Below are 14,562 nucleotides of genomic sequence, written 5' to 3'. Positions count from 1 at the left end.
GCCGGCGAAAGGACACCATGACGACGGCACCCGCCCACCGCCGCACCGCGGTCGGCACCACGGTGGCCCGTGCGCGCACGGCACTGAGGCAGCCCGCCGTGGTGCTGGGAGCCGGCACCCTGCTCGTACTGCTCGTCCTCGTGATAGCGCCGCTCAGCGGACTGGTCAGCACGACCCTCCAGAGCGGCAACCGCGAGGCGTGGGCGGACGTGTTCGCCAGCCCGATGTCGGAGAACCTCCTGTGGAGGCCGATGGGCAACTCGATCCTCATGGGGACCGCCACCGCCGTGTGCTCCACGGTGGTGGGCGGATTCCTCGCCTGGGTGGTCGTGATGACCCGCATCCCGGGGCGCAAGACCCTCGGTCTGCTGGCGACGATCCCGTTCGCCCTGCCGAGCTTCGCCCTGGCGCTGGCGTGGGAGTCGGTCTTTCGCAACGACCTGATCGGCGGGTCCACCGGGATCCTGATGAACCTGGGCCTCCACGTCCCGGACTGGCTGGCCTGGGGACCCGTGCCGATCGCCGCGACCCTGACGGCCCACTACTTCTCGCTGTCGTTCATGCTCGTCGCCGCGGCGCTGGCCAGCGTCAACGGCGACCTCATGGAGGCCGCCGAGATGACCGGGGCCTCCACGCTGCGGGTGGCCAGGGACATCGCCCTGCCGGTCGTGGCCCCGGCGATGATCTCCGGCGCGCTGCTCGCCTTCGCCGAGGGGGTCTCCAACTTCGTCACACCGGCCCTGCTCGGCCTGCCGGTCCGGTTCCACACGCTCTCCACCCGGTTGTACGGGGCGATCTCGACCGGCGACGTCGCACGCGGGTACGTGCTCTCGATCGTGCTCATCCTCGTCGCCGCGATGATCATGTACGCCTCGACGCGCATCACCGGGGGCAGGCGCAGCTTCGCGACGATCACCGGCAAGGGCGGCCGCCGCCGGGGCGTGGACCTCGGCCCCTGGGGGTGGCCGGTGGCCGGGCTCGCCTGGCTGCTGGTCACGTGCACCACCGTCGTGCCCGGCCTCGTGCTCGTCCTGAGCTCGCTGACCCTGCGCACGAACGACTTCGCCTCCGGGCTGACCCTGCACTACTGGATCGGCGGCTCCGACCCCGCGCTCGCCCAGGGGCAGCGGGGCGTCCTGAACAACCCGCAGATCCTGGAGGCCACCTGGAACACCGTCCTGCTCGGGGTGTGCGTGGCGGTCGGCGCCGGTGTGCTCGGGCTGCTCATCTCCTACGTCATCACCCGCTCCAACGGCCCGAGGTGGCTGGTGGGGACCATGAGCGTCACCTCGTTCGTGCCCTTCCTCATCCCCGGCATCGCGCTGGGCGCGGCCTTCATCGCGCAGTTCGGAGCGCCCATCGGCCCGTTCCCGAGCCTGTACGGGACGTTCGCGATCCTCGTGCTGGCCGGGATCGCGGCGACGATCCCGTTCTCCGTCCGGTCGGGCACCTCGGCCCTGAGCCAGGTGTCCAGGGACGTCGAGGAGTCCGCGGTGATGGCGGGGGCCGGACTGCTGCGCAGGATCGGCGCGGTCATCGCACCGCTGACCGCCCGCGGCCTGTTCACCGGCGGGGTCCTGGTGTTCGTCCAGATGGTGCGCGACCTGTCCCTGGTCGTGCTGCTGGCGACCCCGGCGATGCCGGTCCTGGCCGTCCTCACCTACCAGTACTCCTCGGAGAACTTCACCCAGCTGGCCAACGCGGTCACCGTGGTCATCGCGGTGATCTCGGTCGCGGCAACCGTCATCGCGCGGCGCTTCGAAGGCGCCGCCCAGCCCTGGAACTCGAACTCTTGACCCCAACGCCGCGCACCCAGCAGGCCGAAAGGACCGACATGCGCTCCGGAGCCTCCTCGGCCTCCCTGACCATCACCGACCTGCGCAAGGACTTCGGCGACACCGCCGCCGTCGACGGCGTCTCGATCGACGTTCCGGCGGGCTCCTTCCTCGTGCTGCTCGGGCCGTCCGGCTGCGGGAAGACGACGACCCTGCGGATGCTCGCCGGGCTGGAGAACCCCACCGGGGGCGAGATCCGGTTCGGCGACCGCGTCATCGCCCGCGGCGACGGGACCGAGATCGTGCCGCCCGCCGAGCGCGAGGCCGGACTGGTCTTCCAGTCCTACGCGCTGTGGCCGCACAAGACCGTGCGCCAGAACATCGCCTGGCCGCTGACCGTGGCCAAGTGGTCCAAGGCCGACCGGCGGGCCCGGAGCGAACAGGTGCTGGCGATGCTGTCGATCGAGGACCTGGCCGACCGGTATCCCGGGGAGATCAGCGGCGGCCAGCAGCAGCGCGTGGCGATCGCCCGCATGATCGCCCCGCAGCCCAAGGTGCTGCTCTTCGACGAACCGCTGTCCAACCTCGACGCGAAACTGCGGGTGGACACCCGGGGCGAGCTCATGCGCGTCCACCGGTCGACCGGTGCCACGAGCGTCTACGTCACGCACGACCAGGTGGAGGCGATGACCATGGCCACGCACATCGCGCTCATGAAGGACGGCCGGATCGAGCAGTTCGGCACGCCGCGGGAGCTGCTGGAGTCGCCGCGCACCGCGTTCGCCGCGACGTTCGTCGGCACTCCCCCGGCGAACATCGTCGAGTGCCGGGCCGGGGGCGGGCGACTGTCGGCCTTCGGCGTGGACTGCGGCGCGGCTCCGGCGTCGGTCCCGGACGGGGCCGTCAGGGCGATGTACCGGGCGGGTTCGCTCGGGATCGAGCGCGAGGCGTCCGCGCCCGGATGCCTGGAGGCGACCTTCGCCGACCAGGTGCCGATGGCCGACAGGTGGGTCGTGGGCGTGGACCTCGCCGACGGCACGCGGGTGAACGTCTCCCGGGACACGCCGGTCGACCTGCTGCCCGGCGACGCGGCCGGCCTGCGCCTGCCCGAGGCGCCGGACGCCTACTTCGACGCCGCGGGCGACCGCCTGGACACCGAGGCGGTCCGATGATGCGGCTGATCCTGGTCCGCCACGGCGAGACCGCGTGGAACGGCGAGCGCCGCCTCCAGGGACAGCAGGACATCGGGTTGTCGGAGGCCGGGCGCGGCCAGGTCGCCGCGCTGGCGGAGACGGTCCGGTACCTGGACCCCGGCTACGTCGTCACCTCCGGGCTGTGCCGCACGCAGGAGACCGCGCAGGTCCTCGGGGTCAGCCCGGACGCGCGCGATCCCCGGCTCAACGAGGCCTACCTGGCCGGGTGGGAGGGGCGGTACTCGGCGCAGATCAAGGAGGAGGACGGCGGTGTGTACGCCGCGTGGCGCGCGGGGCGGTTCCACCCCCCGGGCGCGGAGAGCTTCGGCGAACTCACCGACCGGGTGGTCGACGGGATCGGCGCCGCCGTCCGGCGTGCGCACGCCGGGGGCCACCGGACGGTTCTGGCCGTCACCCACGGAGGGCCGGTGCGGGCCTTCCTCGTGGCCGTCGTCGGGCTCGACCCGGCGCGCACGGTGCCCAGCCATCCGGCCAGTCTCAGCATCATCGACGTCGACCCCGGGGCCGTCTCCCTCACCGAACCGGGTGCGGCCAGGCTCCGGCTGTTCAACTACTCCCCGGCGATGTCGCCGCTGGACCCGCCGGACTGACGGGCGGTGCCGGGGCGGGGACGCCACGCGAGCGTTCCCACCCCGGCGGCGGGTCGGTCCTGCGGGCCCGTACGCGCCGGAGCGCGGGTCGAAGGCTCGGATCAGCTTCGGTGCGAAGCCCGACCGGCCCCCACGCGCCGGAGCGCGGGCCGGATCCGGGCCTCAGTCGTTCCCGGACTCCATGGCGGCGTGGTCGAGCAGGTCGTCGCTCTCGGAGGACTGGCCCCGGGAGGCGATCGCCTCGGCGCCGCCCTCGGGCATCGCGCCGATCAGCCCGGTCGAGGCCGCCTGGGCGGCGCCGATCGACGTCGGGTGCGGGGCGCCGACCATGCCGACCCTGGAGTACTCCTCCAGCTTGGCGCGGGAGTCGGCGATGTCGAGGTTGCGCATGGTCAGCTGGCCGATGCGGTCGACCGGGCCGAACGCGGAGTCCTCGGTCCGCTCCATGGACAGCTTGTCCGGGTGGTAGCTGAACGCCGCCCCCGTGGTGTCCATGAGGGAGTAGTCCTCACCGCGCCGGAGCCGCAGGGTCACCTCGCCGGTGACCGCCGTGCCCACCCAGCGCTGGAGGGCCTCGCGCAGCATCAGCGCCTGGGGCTCCAGCCAGCGGCCCTCGTAGAGCAGCCTGCCGAGCCGCCGGCCGTCGTTGTGGTAGCTGGCGAGGGTGTCCTCGTTGTGGACCGCGTTGACCAGCCGCTCGTAGGCCGCGTGCAGCAGCGCCATGCCCGGGGCCTCGTAGATGCCGCGGCTCTTGGCCTCGATGACCCGGTTCTCGATCTGGTCGGACATGCCCAGGCCGTGTCGGCCGCCGATGGCGTTGACCTCGTTGACCAGGTCGACGGCGGTGGCGAACGTCTTGCCGTTGACGGTGACCGGGCGGCCCTGCTCGAAGCCGATCGTGACGTCCTCGGCGGTGACCTCGACCTCGGGGTCCCAGAACCGCACGCCCATGATGGGCTCGACGAGCTCGATGCCGGTGTCGAGGTGTTCGAGCGCCTTGGCCTCGTGCGTGGCGCCCCAGATGTTGGCGTCGGTGGAGTAGGCCTTCTCGGTGCTGTCCCGGTAGGGCAGGCCGTGGGCCAGCAGCCACTCCGACATCTCCTTGCGGCCGCCGAGCTCGTTGACGAAGTCGGCGTCCAGCCACGGCTTGTAGATCCGCAGGGAGGGGTTGGCGAGCAGGCCGTAGCGGTAGAACCGCTCGATGTCGTTGCCCTTGAAGGTGGACCCGTCGCCCCAGATCTGCACGCCGTCCTCGAGCATCGCGCGCACCAGCAGGGTGCCGGTGACGGCCCGCCCGAGGGGGGTGGTGTTGAAGTAGGTGCGGCCGCCGGAGCGGATGTGGAAGGCTCCGCAGGCCAGCGCCGCGAACCCCTCCTCCACCAGGGCCTCGCGGCAGTCGACCAGGCGGGCGCCCTCGGCGCCGTAGGCGGTGGCGCGGCCGGGGACCGAGGCGATGTCGGGTTCGTCGTACTGGCCGATGTCGGCGGTGTAGGCGTACGGGACGGCGCCCTTGTCGCGCATCCACGCGACCGCCACCGAGGTGTCGAGGCCACCGGAGAAGGCGATCCCGACGCGCTCGCCGACGGGGAGGGAAGTGAGTACCTTGGACATGGAAATAAGTATGCGCCCTTATGAATGAGCATGCAATCTGGGGGGCGGCATGTTGGTGTGGGATAGATCCCTGGCCTGCCGTGCGGGGTGGCGGGACCGGGGTCGTGCGGGGCGCTGCTGTGGGGCCTCGGGAAAACCGCGTGCGCCCCGCAGGGGCCGCGGGTTAGCGTTCTGCGATGAGCGCACAGGAGAACCACTTCGCGGAGAGCGTCGCGGCGACCTACGACGAGTCGTCGGCGGAGATGTTCGAGCCCGCCGTCCTGGATCCGGCGGTCGACCTCCTGGAGGAACTGGCCGGTGGGGGCCGGGCCCTGGAGCTGGGGATCGGAACGGGACGCGTCGCGCTGCCGCTGGCGCGCCGCGGGGTGCCGGTGCACGGCATCGACCTGTCCGAGGCGATGGTCGACCGGCTCAGGGCCAAATCCGATGGCGACGCGGTCGGGGTGACGGTCGGCGACTTCGCCACGACCCGGGTGGAGGGGACGTTCTCCCTCGCCTACCTGGTCTTCAACACCATCATGAACCTGACCACGCAGGACGAGCAGGTGGCCTGCTTCCGCAACGCCGCCGACCACCTCGCGCCCGGGGGCCGCTTCGTCGTCGAGGTCGGCGTCCCCGACCTGCGCAGGCTGCCGGAGGGCCAGGACACCGTGCCGTTCCATGTGGGTTCGAACAGGCTGGGGTTCGACGTCTACGACGTCGCCACGCAGGCGATGAGCTCGCACCACGTCACGGTCGCGGACGGGCGCGGCACGTACCGGTCGATCCCCTTCCGGTACGTGTGGCCCGCCGAACTCGACCTGATGGCCAGGCTCGCCGGGATGCGCCTGCGCGACCGGTGGGACGGATGGACCCGGGAGCCGTTCACCAGCGCCAGCCGCCAGCACGTATCGGTCTGGGAGAAGCCCGTCGGCTGAGCCCGGGGCACGGCGGGGGCGCACCGGCGCACGCTCGGCCGTGGGCGCACGCGGCGACGGCCGCGCGGGCGCACCGGCTCCTCACCGGTGCGCCCGCGCGGTGGGCTTACTCGTACTCCGTGCCGCCCCTGCGGGTGAGGTAGGCGTCGGACACGAACTTGGCGATCGCGCGCCCGCCCAGGACCGGGGAGTAGCGCTCGCGCCGGGGCCGGACCACGATCCCCTCACGCAGGTGCAGGCCGCCACCGCTCCAGGTCTCCTCCCCCTGTGCCAGCGCGAGCAGCGCCGCCTCGTCGTAGGGGCCGTCGTGGAGCAGCGGTACCGAGGGCAGCCCGACCGACTCCAGCACCTCGGGCAGGTCGGCGGCGTCGATCCAGCTCAGAACGCCGTCCACGTCCAGGGAGACGTCGAAGACCGCATAACCGGGCTTCTCACTTCGACCGGTCTCGCCGTACTCCAGGTCCTGCACGCCCGCGCCGAACACCTCGCCGAACACGCCCACCCGGGCGGCGCCGAACCGCTCCGCCAGCCTGCGCGCGGCCGCGGGCACCCCGTGGGCGGTCAGCGCCCGCCAGTACAGGTTCCTCTCCGTGAACGCCAGCGCCTGGCGCCGGGACCCGTGGCCCTTGGACGAGGCGAACTCCTCCCCCGTCGCGGCGACCAGGGTGAACAGGCAGGCCGTGCCGTGGATCTTCTCCGTGGCCACGACCGGCTCCCCCGGCTCGAAGGCGTCGGGATAGCGCTTGGCGTTCTCCACCTCGATCCACCGCAGCAGGCCCGGCGCGTCGACCAGGTCACCGCCCATGTGCACCGGGACCGGGGGCACCCACTTGGTGATCCCGAGTTCTCCCGCGAAGTCGGTGCCGTCGCGGTGCTCCGCCGCCAGGTCGCGGTCGGCCAGCAGCTTCGGGCGGCAGACGATGCCCTGCGAGAGCTCTCCGCGCAGCCGGACGGCCTTGACCCGGTTGCGCCGGGAGCCCGCGAGCCTGCCCGTCAGGCCGAGTTCTCCGATGAGGTCCTCGGGCAGCAGCGCGCTCTCGGGGACGTAGACGGCCCAGTCGCCGGTGCGGTAGGCCCCCTTGGCCACGACCGCGCGGAACAGCCCGACCTGCGCCAGCTCCAGCGCGTCCGCGTTGGGGTGCGGGTGGACCGTCAGCCGCTCGGCGGTGACCCGAAGGGTGGACATGGTGGTTCCTCCGTGTGGGGAGGCGCGTTCGGACCGCGCCTCGGGGGTCGGTCCACTATGTCCGAGCGTCCGCCGGGCCGACAACGGCTTTACGGAGGGGACGCCTCACGGGGGTTGCGCCTCGTGCGGGGGGCGGCACCCAGCCGGAACCGACGTTAGAGTCGAGTGGACGAGAGGGGGTGCCGCGATGTCCGGGGCGCAACACATGCAGATCGGCGAGGTCGCCGAGCGGACCGGCCTGTCCCTGCGCACGATCCGCTACTACGGCGAGGTCGGCCTGGTCGAGCCCTCCGCGCGCTCCCGCGGCGGCTTCCGGCTCTACACCGAGACGGACGTGGACCGCCTGAACCTCATCAAGCGGATGAAGCCGCTGGAGTTCAGCCTGGAGGAGACCCGCGAGCTCCTGGAGGCCGTCGACCGGCTGAGCTCGGCAGAGACCGGGCCCGACGAGCGACGGGCCCTGAGCGAGAGGCTCGACGCCTTCGAGGCGGCCATCGTCGCCCGCTGCCAGACCCTGCGCGGCCAGCTGGCGATGGCCGAGGAGTTCGCCGGTCGGCTGCGCGAGCAGCGCGCCCGCGACGACGCCACCGCCTGATGGACCGGACGGAAACGCTACTGGTGCGCCACGAGGACCCTGACCTGCGGTGATCTTGTACTTATAGCGAGGTTGGACGGTCGAGACGCGCTACAGGTACAAGATCACGGCGGAGGAGAGCGGGTTCCGGCCGACCCTTGTGGTCACGGTGCGTCATCGCCAGGGGAACACGTCCGCCGGGCGGAGCGCCCGCCCCACCTGGAGGAGCCCCCGCACACTTCCACCGTGTGAGGGTTGTCTCAGCCACCGAGAGCGGCTCGGAATCTCACGTGAGACTACAGTCTCTCCGGGCCGTCACCCGCGCACGAGCGGGTGACCACCGCACTCTCTCCCGGCCCGCCCAGGGGCACGGCCGGGCCCGCGGCGACGAAGCCGCCCCGGGGCGTCACGGACGACGCCTCGGATCCCCGTGCGCACGAGCGCGCCCCGCCCCACCCGGCGCGCGTTCGCGCCGTGCACGAACGCCTCACCCGAATACCGCGGTCCTCGTTGTGGACTGCCCGAAACCCGATGGGTGTCATGAAACTGCCCGTGAAGACCCCCCGGTCCCTCAAGGCCCGGATCCCCGCCGCAGCGCAGCTGCGCGCCGACGTGCTGGCCGGGCTGGTCGTGGCCCTGGCCCTGATCCCCGAGGCCATCGCCTTCTCCCTCATCGCCGGGGTCGACCCCCGCGTGGGCCTGTACGCCTCCTTCGTGATGGCCGTGTCCATCGCCTTCCTGGGCGGGCGGCCCGCGATGATCTCCGCCGCCACCGGCGCGATGGCCCTGGTCGCGGCGCCGCTGTCGATGGAGTACGGCGTCGACCACCTGATCGCCGCCACCATCCTGGCCGGGCTCATCCAGGTCGCCCTGGGCCTGCTCGGGGTGGCCAGGCTGATGCGGTTCGTGCCGCCCAGCGTCATGACCGGGTTCATCAACGCCCTGGCCATCCTCATCTTCACGGCCCAGCTGCCCTACCTGGAGGGCGTGGGCGTGCCGATCTACGTCATGGTGGCCGTGGGCCTGGTCATCATCTTCGGCCTGCCCCGCCTGACCAAGGCGGTCCCCGCGCCGCTGGTGGCCATCGTCGTGCTCACCGTCGCCGCGCTGACCCTGGGCATCCCGGCACAGACGGTCGGGGACATGGGCGAACTGCCCAGTACCCTGCCCGTGCCGCTGATCCCGGACGTGCCCTACACGCTGGACACGCTGGTCCTGATCGCCCCCTACTCGCTGACCCTGGCCCTGGTGGGGCTGATGGAGTCGCTGATGACCGCCAAGGTCGTCGACGACCAGACCGAGACCACCTCCGACCACGGCCGCGAGGCCCGCGGCCAGGGCATCGCCAACGTCCTGGTCGGATTCTTCGGCGGCATGGCCGCATGCGCGATGATCGGCCAGACCATGATCAACGTCAAGTCCGGCGCCCGCACCCGCGTCTCCACCTTCCTGGCCGGTGTGTTCCTGATCATCCTGTGCGTGGCCCTGGGCGACCTGGTGGGCATGATCCCGGTCGCGGCGCTGGTCGCGGTGATGTTCTTCGTGGCCATCGTGACCTTCGACTGGCACAGCGTCGCCCCGGCCACCCTGAGGCGGATGCCCTGGACCGAGACCCTGGTCATGGTCATCACCGTCGCCGTGGTCGTGGCCACCCACAACCTGGCCCTGGGCGTGATCGTCGGGGTCGTGGTGTCCATGGTGCTCTTCGCCCGCCGGGCCGCCATGCAGGCCGACGTCACCAGCGTGCTCGACCCCGAGGGCGGCACCCGCGTGTACTCGGTCAACGGCGAGGTGTTCTTCGCCTCCACCGGCGAGCTGGTCAACCGGTTCGACTACACCGAACAGGGCCTGGAGAAGGCGGTGGTCGACATGTCCAACGCGCACGTGTGGGACTCCTCGGCCGTGGCCGCCCTGGACCAGGTCACCGAGCACTTCCGCAGGCACGACGTGAAGGTGGAGATCACCGGCCTCAACGGGCCCAGCGCGCACCTGCACCGGGAGCTGTCCGGAACCCTCACCGGCGGCCACTGACCCAAGGCGACGGGGAGCGGCCCGCCGGAGCTGTGGCGGGCCGCGCCCCCGTGTTCCCCGGGCGGTCCCCAGCCGCGTCGGGGTCGGGGAGGGACGGGCGCGGGTCTCTTCCTCAGGCACGTCCCGGCCGGGCGGGGCCGGTCGGGCGGGGCCGGTCGTGGGCCGCGCGCTCCCCCGCCCCGGCGCGGTCAGGCGTCCTCGTCCACGTGGATCGCGCCGGTGGGGCACACCTGCCCCGCCTCGCGCACGGCCGGGTACAGGTTCTCCGGCGGCCGTTCGTTGAGCAGCTCGACGATGCCGTCCTCCTCCCGCTGGTCGAACACCTCCGGGGCGAGCAGCACGCACTGACCCGCGCCGCAGCACCAGTCCTGGTCGACGGTCACCCTCATGGTCGCTCCTCCTTCGTCGTCGCGGCGTGGTCGTACCCGGTGGCCGGGGTGGCGGGGGCGAGCCAGATCCCCGTGAGGGCGTCGACCAGCCCTGTCGCCGTGTCCTCCCAGCTGCACCGGGGCGTCGCCGTCTCCTCGGCGAGCGCGCGCTCGCGTTCGGCGCACGTGTGCACGATCAAGTGGCGGGTCATGTCCTCGCGTTCGGCGCGCACCTGCGGCGGCAGGTCGGGCAGGCTGGCGCGCAGACCGAGGAGGACCCGCCTGAGCGTGGGCGAGGTCAGTGTCTCCTCGGTCATGATCACGCGCAGGCCCGGGTCGGTCATGACCTGCGCGGAGAAGCGGGCGAACCAGCTCGGGACGCCCAGGTGCGCGAGGTGCCGGGTCACCGGTCGGACCAGGCAGGCGATCCAGTCCCGCACTCTCGGGGACTCCCCCGCCTCCTTGGCCATCCGCGACCACAGCAGTTCCATGGGCCCGGTGTGCGTGCGCACGATCGCGCGCACGAGGTCGGCCTTGGTGCCGAAGTGGTAGCCGACCGCCGTGTTGTTGCCCTGGCCCGCCGCCACGCTGATGCCCCGGTTGGACACCGCGAACAGGCCGTGTTCGGCGAACAGGCGCTCGGCGGTGGACAGGATCAGCTCCCGGGTGGCGCCGGCACGTTCGGTCCGCGCCTGCGACACGGTCACCACCGGACCGGGACCTCGCTCAGCCCGCCCACGACCAGGCCGTCGAGACGCCGCAGCTCCGCCACGGGGACGGCCAGCTCCAGCGTGGGAAGCCTGCGCAGCAGCACGTCGAGCACGGCCTGGAGCTCGGTGCGGGCCAGCGCCTGCCCCAGGCACGAGTGCGCCCCGGCGCCGAAGCCCAGGTGCGGGTTGGGCACGCGCCCCAGGTCCATCTCGTCCGCGTTCTCGAAGGCGCTCTCGTCCCGGTTGGCGGCGCCCATGCTGCACATGACGGTGGTCCCGGCCGGGACGACGGAACCGCCGATCTCGGTCTCCTCGGTGATGTAGCGCGGCAGGCCGAGCCCGGCGTTGGCGTCGAAGCGCAGGGCCTCCTCCACGGCGGAGCGCACCAGCGTCCGGTCGTCCAGCAGCCTCTCCCAGCGGCTCCGGTCGTCCAGCAGCATCGCCACCATCTTGCCGATCATGTTGGCGGTGGTCTCGTGCCCGGCGACCAGCAGGCCCATGCTGGTGGCGACCAGCGCGGAGGTGGGCAGGTCGACCCCGGCCTCGGCGGTCTCGGTGATCAGGGAACTGATCAGGTCCTCGCGCGGCTCCGCCCGCTTGGCCTCGACGTGGCCGCCCATGTACGCGAGGAACTCGGCCTGGGCCCGGTCCATCTCCTCCTGGGAGTAGCGGGTGAGGTTGAGCAGCGCGTCCGACCAGTGGGAGAAGCGGTCGCGGTCGGAGTCGGGCACGCCGAGCATGTCGCAGATGACCCACACCGGCAGGGGGAAGCCCAGGTCCGCCCTGAGGTCCGCCGGGTGGCCGCGCTCCACCATGCCGTCGACGAGCTCGTCGGCCATGGCCTCGATCCCGGGCCGCAGCGCGTTCATGCGCCTGGCGGTGAACCACTTGCCGACCAGCCGCCGCCACTGCCGGTGCTCCTCCCCGCTGTCGGGGACCGCCGCCGCCAGGTCGCTGTTGAACACGCCGCCCGTCGCGCTGGCCGAGACCCGGGCCGCGTCCTCGGCGTCGAGCCTCCGGGTGAAGCGCGGGTCGGAGAGCACCCGCCTGACGTCCTCGTAGCGGGTGACCACCTCCGCCCGGTCGCCGCTGGGCAGCCGCACCCCGGCGACGGGGCACCGCTGCCTCAGCTCCGCCCACTCCGCGGGCGGCTCCAGCGCCTCCGGGCTGGGAATCGGGTAGTCCATCAGCCGTTCGGTCTCGTCGGCACCCACAGCCGTCACTCCTCTGCGTCAGCGGTACGTACACGTACAGTGAACTTCCGCCACGGCGTTGAGTCAAGCGACTGACTTAAAAAATGGGGCGTACGCGTGTGCGCGCCCGCGGTGCCCGCCGTCGCGGACCCGTGGCCGGGTCCGCGCGCGGGCGCCTCCTCAGACCGCCGACCAGCCGTTGTCCACCGGCAGGACCGCGCCGCTGATGCTGCTCGCCGCGTCGGAGGCCAGGAAGACGACGGCGGCGGCCAGCTCCTCGGCCTGGGCCACGCGGCCCATGTTGGACATGAAGGTGCCGAGGGTGGTCGGACCGTGGGGCGCGGACGCGACGTCGACGGTGATCGAGGTGGCGGTGCCGCCGGGGGCGACGGCGTTGACCCTGATCCCCTTGTCGCGGTACATGACCGCGGTGGACTTGACCAGGCCGACCACGCCGTGCTTGGAGGCGGTGTAGGCGGCCCCGGCGGCGCTGCCGCGCAGGGAGGCCTCCGAGGCGGTGAAGACGACGGACCCCCGCCCCTGCTCCACCATGAGGGGCAGGACGGCGCGGGTGAGCAGGAAGGGCGCGGTGAGGTTCACCCGCAGGAGCCGCTCCCAGACCGCGTCGGTGACGTCGGCGGTGGCGGACATGTCGTCCATGATCCCGGCGTTGTTGACCAGGACGTCGACACCGCCGAGGCGTTCGACGGCCGTGGCGACGACCTCGTCCACGACCTCCTGGCGGCTGAGGTCGCCGACCACGGTCTCGGCGGTGCCCCCGGCGGCGCGGATCTCCTCGACCGCCTCCCGCGCGGTGTCGGCGTTGAGGTCGGCGACCAGGACCCTGGCGCCCTCCGCGGCGAAGCGCAGCGCACTCGCGCGGCCGATGCCGGAGCCGCCTCCGGTGACGATGACGTTCTTGTCCTTCAGGCCCAGGCCGGTCATATGAAGCCCTCTCGTTGCCGCTGATGGCGGCCACGGCGGCCGCTATTGTCACTGTAGGACTTTTTGTCGCTCAGAGACAAATATTGTCGTGCCTGGCCCGGGCGTCAGTAGAGTGGACCCGCCCAGGCGCCGCGGACACGGGAAGGGAGCGGTCGTGCCAGGAACACCGCCCACGGAGACGCCCCGCGCACCCTCGGGGCGGGGCCGCCCGCCCATGACCGAGCGGCGCAGGGAGATCGTCCGCACGGAGATCGCGCGCGCGGCCGTACGGCTGTTCACCGAGAACGGGGTGTCGGGCACCACGGGCGACGACATCGCGCACGCGCTCGGCATCTCCACCAGGACGCTGTGGCGGTACTTCCCCAACAAGGAGAGCTGCGTCCGGCCACTGCTGACGACGGGTCTGGAGCACATGGCCGAACGCCTGCGCGCCTGCCCCCCGGACATCCCCCTCCTGGATTACCTGGAGCGGGAACGGTTCTTCGACGGCGAACCGCAGGTCGTGGAGGGGCCCGTCGCCGACCTCATCCGGATGACCCGCGGCGAACCTGCGCTCATGGCGGTGTGGCTGGAGGTCCACCACGCGGCCGAGTCCGTCTTCGCCCGGATCATCGCCGACCGCACCGGGGAGCCCGCCGACAGCCTGCCCGTCCGCGTCCAGGCGGCCACCCTCAACTCGGCGCTGCGCCTGGCCGCCGAGGAGCGGGCGCGCCTGGGGGGCGACGGGCCAGGTTCTCCGTCGGAGAGCGTGGGGCCGCTGCTGCGCACCGCGCTGACCACCGCGGCCCGCGGCCTGCCCGCCTTCGGACACGACCACGGGAACCGTGGAGGGGACGGCGGCAAGGGCGCGTCCTCGGACTGAGGCCGCCTCGGGTCGGAGTCCTCTCCGGCACAGCGGCGGCTATGCCTTCGGTGGAGCGGTGGTCACGCCCCACCCGCCGCGACCTCGCCCGGCGGGGTCGCCCCGCCGGGATCTGACGTGGCAGGGCCCCTCACACGGTGAAGTACAGGACCAGCGAGCCCAGGGCCAGCGCCAGGTAGACGAGCGGGTAGGCGAGTGCGTAGTTCCGGGCACGCAGGTGCGTGACCACCGCCCCCACGAAGAACAGCGTCAGCCCCAGCGCCGCCGCGGCCCCGACCACCGGGACGCCGAGCAGGCCGAGGAGCAGGCCCAGCGCGCCCGCGCCCTTGAGGAGGCCGAGGGCGGTCAGCCACGACTCGGGAACGCCCACGGCGGCGGAGTTGGCCAGGACGAACCGCGCGCGCAGCAGGTCGGCGACGGCCATGCCGCCGTTGGCCAGGATGGCGAGCACGGTCACCAGGACGTAGACGGCGTTCATGCCACTGCTCCCTCTTCGGGTCGGGAATCGTAGGAGTCCTCTCCTCGACGGTTCGCGACCGGAAAAGGTGACACGGAACTTCCGTGTGCCCCGGACGGCCGGGCCGTC

General features: G+C 72.3%; 14 protein-coding genes. 7 read left to right on the top strand and 7 right to left on the bottom strand.

Annotated features, from left to right (window positions below; all coding sequences use genetic code 11):
• Positions 1–17: 17 nt before the first annotated feature.
• The 3 genes from ACSIH6_RS26845 to ACSIH6_RS26835 are packed head-to-tail and all read left to right on the top strand — an operon-like array spanning position 18 to position 3,579.
• Complete coding sequence (locus tag ACSIH6_RS26845) at positions 18–1,796, top strand: ABC transporter permease (RefSeq protein WP_435111126.1); 1,779 nt, start codon at positions 18–20, stop codon at positions 1,794–1,796.
• Positions 1,793–2,947, top strand: a complete 1,155-nt coding sequence (locus ACSIH6_RS26840) for an ABC transporter ATP-binding protein (RefSeq protein WP_435111125.1) — start codon at positions 1,793–1,795, stop codon at positions 2,945–2,947. The genes ACSIH6_RS26845 and ACSIH6_RS26840 overlap by 4 nt, the downstream gene beginning before the upstream one ends.
• Positions 2,944–3,579, top strand: a complete 636-nt coding sequence (locus ACSIH6_RS26835; protein ID WP_435111124.1) for a histidine phosphatase family protein — start codon at positions 2,944–2,946, stop codon at positions 3,577–3,579. Before ACSIH6_RS26840 ends, ACSIH6_RS26835 begins: the two co-directional genes overlap by 4 nt.
• A gap of 162 nt (positions 3,580–3,741) precedes the next feature.
• On the opposite strand, the gene argG is transcribed toward ACSIH6_RS26835, so the two are convergent.
• Positions 3,742–5,190 carry an argininosuccinate synthase gene (argG, locus tag ACSIH6_RS26830; protein ID WP_435111123.1) on the bottom strand — a complete coding sequence of 483 codons (1,449 nt, stop codon included), beginning with the start codon at positions 5,188–5,190 and terminating at the stop codon, positions 3,742–3,744.
• Between the two features lie 176 nt (positions 5,191–5,366).
• Here argG and ACSIH6_RS26825 point away from each other — a divergent pair, with 176 nt between their 5' ends.
• Positions 5,367–6,107 carry a class I SAM-dependent DNA methyltransferase gene (locus tag ACSIH6_RS26825; protein WP_435111122.1) on the top strand — a complete coding sequence of 247 codons (741 nt, stop codon included), beginning with the start codon at positions 5,367–5,369 and terminating at the stop codon, positions 6,105–6,107.
• Between the two features lie 106 nt (positions 6,108–6,213).
• Here ACSIH6_RS26825 and ACSIH6_RS26820 read toward each other — a convergent pair whose 3' ends face one another.
• Positions 6,214–7,293 (bottom strand): RNA ligase (ATP), encoded by a 1,080-nt coding sequence (locus ACSIH6_RS26820; protein WP_435111121.1) that lies wholly within the window; start codon positions 7,291–7,293, stop codon positions 6,214–6,216.
• 187 nt (positions 7,294–7,480) lie between these two features.
• Here ACSIH6_RS26820 and ACSIH6_RS26815 point away from each other — a divergent pair, with 187 nt between their 5' ends.
• Both ACSIH6_RS26815 and ACSIH6_RS26810 read left to right on the top strand, forming a co-directional pair.
• Positions 7,481–7,888, top strand: coding sequence for a MerR family transcriptional regulator (locus ACSIH6_RS26815; protein ID WP_435111120.1), 408 nt, complete (start codon positions 7,481–7,483; stop codon positions 7,886–7,888).
• A 510-nt stretch (positions 7,889–8,398) separates the two neighbouring features.
• Entirely contained in the window at positions 8,399–9,898 is a 1,500-nt protein-coding gene (locus ACSIH6_RS26810) for a SulP family inorganic anion transporter (RefSeq protein ID WP_435111119.1), read from the top strand.
• Between the two features lie 188 nt (positions 9,899–10,086).
• Here ACSIH6_RS26810 and ACSIH6_RS26805 read toward each other — a convergent pair whose 3' ends face one another.
• The 4 genes from ACSIH6_RS26805 to ACSIH6_RS26790 all read right to left on the bottom strand — a co-directional run bounded on the left by ACSIH6_RS26805 (position 10,087) and on the right by ACSIH6_RS26790 (position 13,114).
• On the bottom strand, positions 10,087–10,287 hold the full coding sequence (locus tag ACSIH6_RS26805; RefSeq protein ID WP_435111118.1) for a ferredoxin: 201 nt from the start codon (positions 10,285–10,287) through the stop codon (positions 10,087–10,089).
• Entirely contained in the window at positions 10,284–10,976 is a 693-nt protein-coding gene (locus tag ACSIH6_RS26800; protein WP_435111117.1) for a TetR/AcrR family transcriptional regulator, read from the bottom strand. The genes ACSIH6_RS26805 and ACSIH6_RS26800 overlap by 4 nt, the downstream gene beginning before the upstream one ends.
• On the bottom strand, positions 10,970–12,190 hold the full coding sequence (locus ACSIH6_RS26795) for a cytochrome P450 (protein WP_435111116.1): 1,221 nt from the start codon (positions 12,188–12,190) through the stop codon (positions 10,970–10,972). The genes ACSIH6_RS26800 and ACSIH6_RS26795 overlap by 7 nt, the downstream gene beginning before the upstream one ends.
• A 159-nt stretch (positions 12,191–12,349) precedes the next feature.
• On the bottom strand, positions 12,350–13,114 hold the full coding sequence (locus ACSIH6_RS26790; protein WP_435111115.1) for an SDR family NAD(P)-dependent oxidoreductase: 765 nt from the start codon (positions 13,112–13,114) through the stop codon (positions 12,350–12,352).
• A 214-nt stretch (positions 13,115–13,328) separates the two neighbouring features.
• Between ACSIH6_RS26790 and ACSIH6_RS26785 the strand changes: the two genes are divergently transcribed.
• Positions 13,329–13,976, top strand: a complete 648-nt coding sequence (locus tag ACSIH6_RS26785; protein ID WP_435111142.1) for a TetR/AcrR family transcriptional regulator — start codon at positions 13,329–13,331, stop codon at positions 13,974–13,976.
• 130 nt (positions 13,977–14,106) lie between these two features.
• Here ACSIH6_RS26785 and ACSIH6_RS26780 read toward each other — a convergent pair whose 3' ends face one another.
• Positions 14,107–14,454 carry a DoxX family protein gene (locus ACSIH6_RS26780; RefSeq protein ID WP_435111114.1) on the bottom strand — a complete coding sequence of 116 codons (348 nt, stop codon included), beginning with the start codon at positions 14,452–14,454 and terminating at the stop codon, positions 14,107–14,109.
• Positions 14,455–14,562 lie beyond the last annotated feature (108 nt).

The sequence above is a fragment of the Nocardiopsis synnemataformans genome, assembly GCF_965343085.1.
Classification (GTDB): domain Bacteria; phylum Actinomycetota; class Actinomycetes; order Streptosporangiales; family Streptosporangiaceae; genus Nocardiopsis; species Nocardiopsis alborubida.
This window is presented reverse-complemented; position numbering and strand designations above follow the sequence as displayed.

Excerpts from the sequence above, each read along its gene's own strand:
- ACSIH6_RS26815 (WP_435111120.1), top strand. The coding sequence starts at position 7,481 with ATGTCCGGGGCGCAACACATGCAGATCGGCGAGGTCGCCGAGCGGACC.
- ACSIH6_RS26805 (WP_435111118.1), bottom strand. The coding sequence starts at position 10,287 with ATGAGGGTGACCGTCGACCAGGACTGGTGCTGCGGCGCGGGTCAGTGC.
- ACSIH6_RS26790 (WP_435111115.1), bottom strand. The coding sequence starts at position 13,114 with ATGACCGGCCTGGGCCTGAAGGACAAGAACGTCATCGTCACCGGAGGC.
- ACSIH6_RS26835 (WP_435111124.1), top strand. The coding sequence starts at position 2,944 with ATGATGCGGCTGATCCTGGTCCGCCACGGCGAGACCGCGTGGAACGGC.
- argG (WP_435111123.1), bottom strand. The coding sequence starts at position 5,190 with ATGTCCAAGGTACTCACTTCCCTCCCCGTCGGCGAGCGCGTCGGGATC.
- ACSIH6_RS26845 (WP_435111126.1), top strand. The coding sequence starts at position 18 with ATGACGACGGCACCCGCCCACCGCCGCACCGCGGTCGGCACCACGGTG.
- ACSIH6_RS26780 (WP_435111114.1), bottom strand. The coding sequence starts at position 14,454 with ATGAACGCCGTCTACGTCCTGGTGACCGTGCTCGCCATCCTGGCCAAC.
- ACSIH6_RS26785 (WP_435111142.1), top strand. The coding sequence starts at position 13,329 with ATGACCGAGCGGCGCAGGGAGATCGTCCGCACGGAGATCGCGCGCGCG.
- ACSIH6_RS26810 (WP_435111119.1), top strand. The coding sequence starts at position 8,399 with ATGGGTGTCATGAAACTGCCCGTGAAGACCCCCCGGTCCCTCAAGGCC.
- ACSIH6_RS26825 (WP_435111122.1), top strand. The coding sequence starts at position 5,367 with ATGAGCGCACAGGAGAACCACTTCGCGGAGAGCGTCGCGGCGACCTAC.
- ACSIH6_RS26820 (WP_435111121.1), bottom strand. The coding sequence starts at position 7,293 with ATGTCCACCCTTCGGGTCACCGCCGAGCGGCTGACGGTCCACCCGCAC.